Annotated in this window: 8 protein-coding genes, 1 pseudogene and 1 riboswitch; of the genes and pseudogenes, 1 reads left to right on the top strand and 8 read right to left on the bottom strand. The window is 56.2% G+C overall.

Features of this window, described 5'->3' with window-relative positions; genetic code table 11:
- The 8 genes from HF921_RS11110 to HF921_RS11075 all read right to left on the bottom strand — a co-directional run.
- Window positions 1-951, bottom strand: a 951-nt coding sequence (locus HF921_RS11110) for a class I SAM-dependent methyltransferase (protein ID WP_215893821.1), incomplete at its 3' end; no start/stop codon positions are given.
- A gap of 87 nt (window positions 952-1,038) precedes the next feature.
- A complete protein-coding gene (locus HF921_RS11105; RefSeq protein WP_064219457.1) occupies window positions 1,039-1,350 on the bottom strand; it encodes a DUF190 domain-containing protein in 312 nt (103 codons plus the stop codon).
- 10 nt (window positions 1,351-1,360) lie between these two features.
- Window positions 1,361-1,738, bottom strand: a complete 378-nt coding sequence (crcB, locus tag HF921_RS11100; protein ID WP_064219456.1) for a fluoride efflux transporter CrcB — start codon at window positions 1,736-1,738, stop codon at window positions 1,361-1,363.
- 9 nt (window positions 1,739-1,747) lie between these two features.
- Window positions 1,748-2,050 carry a hypothetical protein gene (locus HF921_RS11095; protein WP_226834520.1) on the bottom strand — a complete coding sequence of 101 codons (303 nt, stop codon included), beginning with the start codon at window positions 2,048-2,050 and terminating at the stop codon, window positions 1,748-1,750.
- Between the two features lie 51 nt (window positions 2,051-2,101).
- Window positions 2,102-2,166, bottom strand: a riboswitch (Fluoride riboswitch).
- 30 nt (window positions 2,167-2,196) lie between these two features.
- Complete coding sequence (locus HF921_RS11090; protein WP_215893820.1) at window positions 2,197-3,858, bottom strand: ArnT family glycosyltransferase; 1,662 nt, start codon at window positions 3,856-3,858, stop codon at window positions 2,197-2,199.
- A gap of 291 nt (window positions 3,859-4,149) precedes the next feature.
- Window positions 4,150-5,229, bottom strand: a complete 1,080-nt coding sequence (locus HF921_RS11085; protein ID WP_215893819.1) for a glycosyltransferase family 4 protein — start codon at window positions 5,227-5,229, stop codon at window positions 4,150-4,152.
- Between the two features lie 320 nt (window positions 5,230-5,549).
- Window positions 5,550-6,377 (bottom strand): class I SAM-dependent methyltransferase, encoded by an 828-nt coding sequence (locus tag HF921_RS11080; RefSeq protein ID WP_215893818.1) that lies wholly within the window; start codon window positions 6,375-6,377, stop codon window positions 5,550-5,552.
- The gene (locus HF921_RS11075) at window positions 6,378-7,925 is read right to left on the bottom strand and encodes a flippase (protein ID WP_226834518.1); all 1,548 of its coding nucleotides are present in this window, start codon (window positions 7,923-7,925) and stop codon (window positions 6,378-6,380) included.
- A 148-nt stretch (window positions 7,926-8,073) separates the two neighbouring features.
- Here HF921_RS11075 and HF921_RS11070 point away from each other — a divergent pair.
- Window positions 8,074-8,273, top strand: a pseudogene (locus tag HF921_RS11070) (peptidoglycan-associated lipoprotein Pal); the annotation flags it as partial.

Genomic DNA, 8,273 nt, shown 5'->3' with positions numbered 1-8,273 from the left:
CCCCGCCATTTCCCATACCAGGCGCCACAAATGAGGGATCTCGCCGTCGGGGAAGACGTATTTATCCATGAAATCGCTACCGGAATGATGTCCGTCTTCGTCATCCTGCTGACCGGCGGTGATGCCATGATTCATCACCCAGCCGCCCTCCCTGAGCACCCGGTTGATCACCTGGAAATACTCGCCTAGCTTGGCGCGACCGACGTGCTCAAACATCCCTATCGAAGAGACCTTGTCGAAATAATCCCGTTCGGGAATGTCGCGGTAATCCTGCAGGCGAATTTCTACGCGGTCGGCCAAGCCCTTGCGTTCCATGTGTTCCTTGGCGTAGGCAAACTGCTGCTCGCTGAGGGTGACGCCCACGCCCCGGATTCCGTAATGCGTCGCGGCCCAGGTCAACAGGCCACCCCAGCCGCAGCCGATATCGAGGAGCTTTTCGCCGGGCTGCAAATGGAGTTTGCGGCAGATATGATCCAGCTTCTGCTCCTGCGCGGTGCCGATATCTTCGGTGCCGGTTTTGAAATAGCCACACGAGTAGACCATGTTGTGGTCCAGCCAGAGCTTGTAAAAATCATTGGAGACATCGTAGTGGTAGTGAATCGCCTCGGCATCCTGGGATTTGCTGTGGGCGGCGTGATGTTTGCGAAAAATACCACCTCTGGGCTTTTTGGCGGGGAAGACATCGCCCAGCCCCTCTGCCACCGCAAGAATATCCTGATAGCGGCCATCAAGGCCGATGGTACCTTCCACATACCCCTCGCCGATCACATCCAGCGCGCTGCCCATGAGCAGGCGCGAGAGGATCTTGGCGGAACGCAGGTGCATAGTGACGAGGGGTTGCTCGTCGAAGGTATATTCATGGCCATCCCAGAAGAGGACGCGCAGCGGCAACGGCTTTCCCTTGAGGCCTTTTTTGATGTGGTCCAAGAAGTTAGTGCGTAGATCTTTCACGTTGAGACTCCCGTTCTTTTACAATGAATGGCAGAAACACTCGGTCATATGCGCAAATATCCGCCTTGGGTTGAGTATAGAACACCCTTAACCGCAATCAGCTTCCCAGCGCAGAATATGGCCCGGCGGCACCAATTCCCGCAGATGCGGCAGTACGGCATCCACCGTTTCCGGCTCATCAAAAAACTCCAGCACCAGCGGCAGATGCACATTCAGGCGCAGTATATCGTCGGCATGCATGACTCCTTTGCTGCCAAAGCCCGCGACACCGCGAAAGGCGGTGACACCATGCACCTTGTACTGATCGTGGAGCATGCGGAAGATTTCCTCCATGAGATTATGTCCGTCATGTTTATCGCCTTCTTTAATATAAATACGCACTACAGATACCGTAGTCATGCTTCACCTCTCAGATGCTGCGGGAAACCCAGGCCCCGACAAAAGCGGCACCGACGCACAGAAACAGCGATGTAAACATATAGAGCAGGCCCTTGATGGCCTCGCCATTTTCAAAAAGCACCAGCGTTTCCAGGGAGAATGTCGAAAAGGTGGTGTAAGCACCCAGTCCGCCGGTGAGTATCCCGGTGCGTAATTCAGGGCTCACAGAAATACGTTCCAAAGTCTCAAAAAACAGGAAACCCATGATAAAACAGCCCAGCACATTGATGCTCAGGGTTGCCCAGGGAAAGCCTCGGCCGAACACCGCCTGCACCAGCAAGGTCTGCCCATAACGCGCCCAGGCGCCGAGTACGGCAAACAGCGCAATGAAGCCGAATGTGGCGAACATTTTTACTCCTTATAAATAAAAAACACTGCCCAGAATGATGATCGGCATCAAGAATCCGCCGAGGGTCGGGATCAGGCCGTCACCGAGGATATCCCCCATATCGGACAGAAGCGGCGGGAAATTGGTCGGGATCGGAATCAGCGTCGGCACGATGAGCATGGCGGTAAAAGCCGCCATCGGCGCCGAGAAAAACACCCAGGAAGCGGATTTCGGTAATATCCCAATAAGGGGCTGGGAAATGGAAGGACCCGGTTCGCGCTGAAAAAGCACCGTCAAGACTTGTCCACCCTGTAGGACGATATCGCCGAGCATGCCTTCCCCTTATATGCTTTCCATGACTTTCCACACCCGACCTTGCGATCAGGATCAGTAGCAGTCATCAGCCTGATAAAGGCGGTTATCGGGTGGACTCCATCACCACATGCTTTAATTCATGGTAGTTTGGCGCGTTATGGAGGTCAAGATGTTTCCTGCCGTGCGCTGATGCGGAGGAGCGCGATATCCGTGTGACTGTAGATTTCGTATCGTATCATGATGGTTTGCTGCTGATAGGCGGCGGGCACCGCGGCGCGAACGGCATGCACATCACCGGCCGGACAAACCAGATAAAGCGGCTCCGGGCCGAGGATCGCAGGTAACTCCGCCAATGCCTGCAGATGACGGATGGGCATGTTGCCACGCCCGGCATAAAACAGGAAGCTCGGCTGAAACCACTGCCAGGAGGCGAGCCGGTAGGGCTGCGGACCCTGTAGGGCGGCAATGCGTTGCCCCATCGCCCGTGCGGGTTTCACGGCGTTAAGGGGTGGGGTGATGACGAAAACCAGCAGCGCCGTCAGCGTCACACCGCCGACAGCCAGGGTGGCTCCAGCCTGCGGCCAGCGTTGCCGCCGAAGCAGCACGAGGGCGACCGCTGCCGCCAGCATATAAGGTATCCCGATCTCCACCATGCCCGGTAGCTGCGGTTCGCGCAAAGGCACCACCCAGGCGGCGAAGACACTCAGTGCCAACCCGATGAGGAACAGCACCCCGAGAGAGATCGTCATTCCCCAGCGCGCGGGGGACGTGGCGGCAACGCGGACGTTCTCAAAATAAGCGGCCAGCAGAATGAAGAGCGGCGGGTAGGCTTCCCAGACATAATTGGGGAGCTTGGTTGCAGACAGGGTAAAAAAGCCGATCCACGCCGTCGCCCAGACCAGCAGAAAAAGCGTCTTCGGCTGGCTGCGTAAAAAGTGCTGGCGGGAAAGCCAGATATCCCGAAAAACCTGCGGTAAAAAGACCGACCAGGGCAGCATCCCGAGAAAAGTACTGATCGGATAATACACCCAGGGGCCGCGGTGCCCCTGCATGCTGTCATCAAAGCGGCCGATATTCTGCTTGAAGATGAAGGCGCGATCCCAGGCCCAGTGGGTTTCGATGCCCACGGCAAGGTACCAGGGCAGCATGATGACCAGAAAAAGCGGTATCCCCCAGTCCAGCCGACCTTCCCGCCAGAGAAAGGACAGCTCTCGGCGCAGCAACAAAAACAGCACGATGATCAGGCCCGGCAGCAGGAATCCGATGGGGCCCTTATCCAGGGTGGCGAAGGCCATGGCGGCATAGGCGATGAGCAGTTCGCGGCTGCGGATATCCGGGAACAGGTATCCGCGCAGATAACTCAGCAGGGCAACGGTGACCGTCAGAATGAGGAGGGGGTCCGGCGTGGCGCCGCGAAAAATCACCGTGCTGTGCAGCGCCGTGGCCGTCAGCAGGCCGCCGATCAACGCGATGTTTTCACCGTACAGACGCCGCAGGGCCATAATCAGATAGAGGATCAGCAAGGCCCCGACGACAACGGAACCCACCCGTAAACCCCAGGAGTTCAAGCCCAGCACCTTGACGCCGGTCCACATGAGCCAGTAATTGAGTGCCGGCTTGTCAGGCATCAGCCGCGCATTGAAGGTCGGGACCACCAGATTGTGCTGGGCAATCTGGTCCTTCAGCGACTGGGCATAGATGGGTTCGTCAATGTTCCAAAGACTGGTGTTGCCAACACCACAGCCGAAGAACAGCAGTGCCAGCAGAAAAGCCGCGAATGCCTTCAGTCCAAAGAATCGGCTGGCGGCACTATTCCGGGAGAACATGATCGGCTCCCGGTGGGGTTACACTGGCTTCGTATAAGTCGCTAAGCATTGTAATCCAGATAATCGACCAGCCCCGCCCTATTCAGCGAGCGCTGGCAGGGTGGACACGAAGGCGGAAGCGGCCGGATGATACGAATTTGAACTGCAATGATGGGTGCCCAGGGCTTTGTTGCGGATGAACGCGGCCAGTCTAACCTGTTGTCGCATCGACCTCAATCTGCGTATCCCAAGTCGCCGCGTCAAATGCAGCGGACCGGCGCCAGAATGCCGCATTTAAAATTTTTGCACGCGCTATTCATCGTTGGTGGTCTCCCGTGCATCCGCTGGCTGATAGGTGGTGTACCAGTGGTTTTCCAGAATCACCTTGAGGAGCTGCTGGGTGCTTTGCGCCCAGGTGAGATAGGGCATGTCGGCGGAGCGAGGGGCTTGGCCCTCGGCGTGGAGCTTGAGCCAGTGGCGGAGGCTGTCGGCCAAGGCGGCGCTATCGGTGTTGGGGAAGTAAAAGGCGAAATCGCCCGCCACCTCATGAAAAACCGGGATATCACGAGCGATGACGGGCAGACCGTAATGGGCCGCTTCGATGAGAGGCAGACCGAAGCCTTCGGCGAAGGAGGCGGCCAGTAAGGCCGTCGATTGGGCGTAAAGCTGCATGAGCAGGGCATCGCTGGCCTTTTCCAGCCAGAACAGTTGCTTGTTGCGCTGGGGATGGCGGCGCAGACGACGGACCAGATCGTGGCTGCGCCAGCCTTCCTTACCGACGATGACGAGGTTGATGTCCGTGCCATCTTTCCAGAGTGCTTCCAGCGCATCGAGTGCCGGGGCGTGGCCTTTGCGCGGTTCTACGGTGCCGACCATGAGGAGGGTGGGTCGCTCGCGTAGCACCGCGAGTATGGACGCCTCGTCCTGGCTGATACCTTGGGTGGGTTTGCTGGATGCCAGATCGGCGCCCAGGTGGAAATAACCGATGGGGAGAGGCTCCTGCCGCGCATTGGGGTGTTGCTGTAACCATTCTTTTACTTCGTCTGCGACGGAGTGGGAGTCGCAGATAATGGCGTCAGCAGTGGTGAGAACACCATTAAACCAGTCGCCAAAAGCCAACCTGTAGGCTCCCGGCATCGTATCAAGCTTTACGGCAAACAGATCGTAGATAGTAAATACTATGCGCAGCCCTTGATCGTGTAGCAACTGTAATGTGGTAAAAGGAAAGGTGAGATAAAGATCGGTACTCAACAAAATGTCGCTCGGTGTGATTCTTACGGGATTGTCCGGTAGTTCAGGTTTGTTCCGCCCAAGTACCTTGGCAGTATAATTATGCGCGTAAAATAGATCGCCATTGGCATCGGCCCGCACTGCATGCAACCGATAACCCATTGGCGGATGGTTTAGCATTTCGAGCAACAATGCTCGCACGACCCGTTGAATGCCCGTGTGGATGTCTCTTATGGCTAATTCGGAAACATCGAAAAGTAATTTTGGCACATAGCCCTCAGGTGGCTTCACCTGGCCGATTTGGCGCGTTTGTGACCTGGTGATAGGCTGTTTTGTTGATTTCTTGAGCCGATATGCTAAGACTCGAACTTCTTCTTCCAGTCCTGGGAACGGGCGTAACAGATTCCGAACGATGGCGATCGCTCTTTGGTTGTAAAGGATACTACGCATTTTGCGCCGTAGGTATTTTTTGAGTACTGTTGTCATTTTATTTTAGTCGAATGATCCGGTTTTTTTGCAATGACCGCATAGTTGAAATAAGCTCGTGTAGGATCGCTGGATTCGGAGAGGCTGAATGCCAGCGGGTTGGTATAGATAACCTGTGCATCTACAAATCCATGCCACTGAAGCATGAATACCAATAAATCAGATGGTACAGGGCGCTGGTGAGTGGGATCGGTATAAAATGAATGAAATGCCAATGGGTGTTTGATGTTTATGGTTTCAATGAGCACTGCGCCGCCCGGCATGAGCTTTTCAAATATTATCGACAGCAAAGGGGGTATTCCGTCTGGAGAGATATGCTCAATAACCTCCAGCAGCGAAATTCCAGAGTAATATTCTTTGCTTTCTTTTAAGTAACTTTCGGCGCTAGCACAAAAGACTGATAGCCCTCTTCGTGTGGCGCGCTCGACTTCCTGGATATCCTGGTCAATGCCCTCGGCGGGAATATGGTTTTGGTTCAGGTAGTAGATAAACTCCCCTGCACCACAGCCTATATCGAGAAACTGCCCTTCTGGCAGTGCTCTGAGAAGTGGAAGGTAGGAAGCATATTGTTCGTTGAGCCCGGATTCGTAGTTCTGGTCCCAGATTTCACTAAAATAGCTATAGAAATTATGACTATTTCTTTCAGTAAGAGGTAGGTTGCCAATGCGTGCTATGGCACGATCCAGAAAAGGTGCTGCGGATTCGGTATGACTGAAGGGTAATGGATAGGTACTACGACCGAATATCGCTGCCATATACTTCAGTGGCTTGAATAAAGGCGTTTTACGAAGTGCCGATTTGAGGTGTTTTTTCCAAGAGGTCACTTAGGGCTCCCACACAGGCTTTGCAGAACGGTGCCGCCAGGCATGGATACGATGCTTTATCGGTTTTGGCAGCAGGAAGAAGGACAGTGCAATGGCGACAAGTAACGTGATGAGCCCGCCAGGAATGTACACAAAAAGTGGGTTTTGGGTAAGGGCCATTATGGTGGCTATCGCAACGGGTAACAGGGTGATCCCTGAAGCAATGCCATAGGTGCGCGTAGTACCTGTAGCTACGAAACAGAAAGCAGCATCTGCGGTACTGCGTATGACCCATGCCAACGCCGCGCCCATGATACCCCATAGATCCACCAGCCACCAAAGCAATGCAAGGAAAGGGAGCAACTCCGCAAGATAGAATCTGGCCATCAGGTCTGGTCGGCCCTGGGCTGGCATCCAGTTATGGGGCAGATAGGCAGGGCCATTAATCCATATCCCGACGAGTAGTACGATGGCCACCGGCGCGGCGCGTCTGGTAAGGTCGGAGCCAATCCAAAGATTGAAGAAGGGGTAAATCAGCAGGATGCCCAAAACGATAAAAGGGGTCTGGATGGCCACCAACCCGCGAATACCGTCGTTCAGGATCTGTTGCGCGTTCTCGCTGTTTCCACCACGGGCGAAGCGCGGGAAAAGTGCGGTGCTGAGGGCCGCGGGCAGATAAGTGAAACGCTGGGTGAGGTTGTAAGGCACCGTATAGGCGGTCACGGCGACAGCACCCAGCATCGTGCCGATAAAAAACCGGTCCACGATGGTCAGTAAAGGCGTTACCAGCCCGGATACGCTGACCCATCCCCCAAAGCGCAACAGCGGTCCGATTTCCGGCCGGTGTATGTGGGGTAGCCCATAAAAGGGGAGCGCGCGGGCCGTGGTCGCAATCATCACGGCGACGCCGAGCAGGCGTCCGGCGAGGGCGGCGGCCAGCAGAACGGGCATGGAGCTGTGGCCAAGCATGGCGGCGGCCAGGGGCAGGATTTGCAGACCGATGACGCCGGTCATCTGACTGAGATTGAGGGCGACGAAGGACTGTCGGGCTTCTAATGCGCCCGCGAGCACTGAGATGACGGCGGTGAGCGGGACGATGGCGGCTAGCCAGGGGACGGCGTTTTCCATTTCCGGGCGGAGTTCGACGGGGATGCGGAAGATGGCGGCGAAGAGCCATTGCCCAAGAAAATATAGAAGGATCGCGCCGATGATCCCCATGCCGATGGAGAGGAGAAAGGCTGTCCAGAAGGTGTGATTGCGGTCTTGGACATTGTCCTGACGGGCTACCCGTTGTGCGACGGCGCGACCCAGGCCGAGATCGAACGCGCCGAAATAGCCGAGGAAGGTGAAGGCGAGCAGGAGGACGCCGTAGCGGATTTCTCCAATCTGGTGCAGGTAGAGGGGGACCGTAGCGAGACCGACGACGGTAGGCACCAGCAGGCCAAGAAGGTTGATGAGTGTTGATCGCCCGATGCTGGGTCCGTGTTTGGGGTCTTCCGATGCCTTGGGCGGTGGGAGGCCGGTGGTGTGGGCATGCGCCAGGACGACTGGCTCCGGAGTGTGATTCATAGGGCCATGCTTGTTTCGTGGGAGATGCTTGGTATCCTTCGACAATCTAGCGCGAAAGGGATCGCCCGTCGAGGCTGTGGAGGGCCGCAATTGCTATTATCTCCGGCTACAGGCTACAATTCCGTAAATTTTTGCGGAGGTTAATAGTATGCGTTCGAATCTTCTGAAGGTGGTTGTTGCTGTGGCCGGGGTACTGACGCTGGCGGGATGTGCGCACAATGTGGGGAGCGGGGCTCCGACTAACGCCGGAGCGGTGGCTCCCGCCCACTCCGCAGCCACGGCCGGCTATGCCGGTGAAGGCATCAATGGCCAGAACCTCAATGCCAACGGTCCCATCGGCGGGGGCAA

The organism is Acidithiobacillus ferriphilus (genome assembly GCF_018854775.1).
GTDB classification, from domain to species: domain Bacteria; phylum Pseudomonadota; class Gammaproteobacteria; order Acidithiobacillales; family Acidithiobacillaceae; genus Acidithiobacillus; species Acidithiobacillus ferriphilus.
The sequence above is the reverse complement of the archived record's forward strand: the minus strand, read 5'-3'. Positions and strand labels throughout refer to the sequence as shown.

Bases quoted from the DNA above. Each gene is read 5' to 3' on its own strand.
- HF921_RS11105 (WP_064219457.1), bottom strand. From the start codon at position 1,350: ATGACTACGGTATCTGTAGTGCGTATTTATATTAAAGAAGGCGATAAA.
- crcB (WP_064219456.1), bottom strand. From the start codon at position 1,738: ATGTTCGCCACATTCGGCTTCATTGCGCTGTTTGCCGTACTCGGCGCC.
- HF921_RS11095 (WP_226834520.1), bottom strand. From the start codon at position 2,050: ATGCTCGGCGATATCGTCCTACAGGGTGGACAAGTCTTGACGGTGCTT.
- HF921_RS11090 (WP_215893820.1), bottom strand. From the start codon at position 3,858: ATGTTCTCCCGGAATAGTGCCGCCAGCCGATTCTTTGGACTGAAGGCA.
- HF921_RS11085 (WP_215893819.1), bottom strand. From the start codon at position 5,229: ATGGGTTATCGGTTGCATGCAGTGCGGGCCGATGCCAATGGCGATCTA.
- HF921_RS11075 (WP_226834518.1), bottom strand. From the start codon at position 7,925: ATGAATCACACTCCGGAGCCAGTCGTCCTGGCGCATGCCCACACCACC.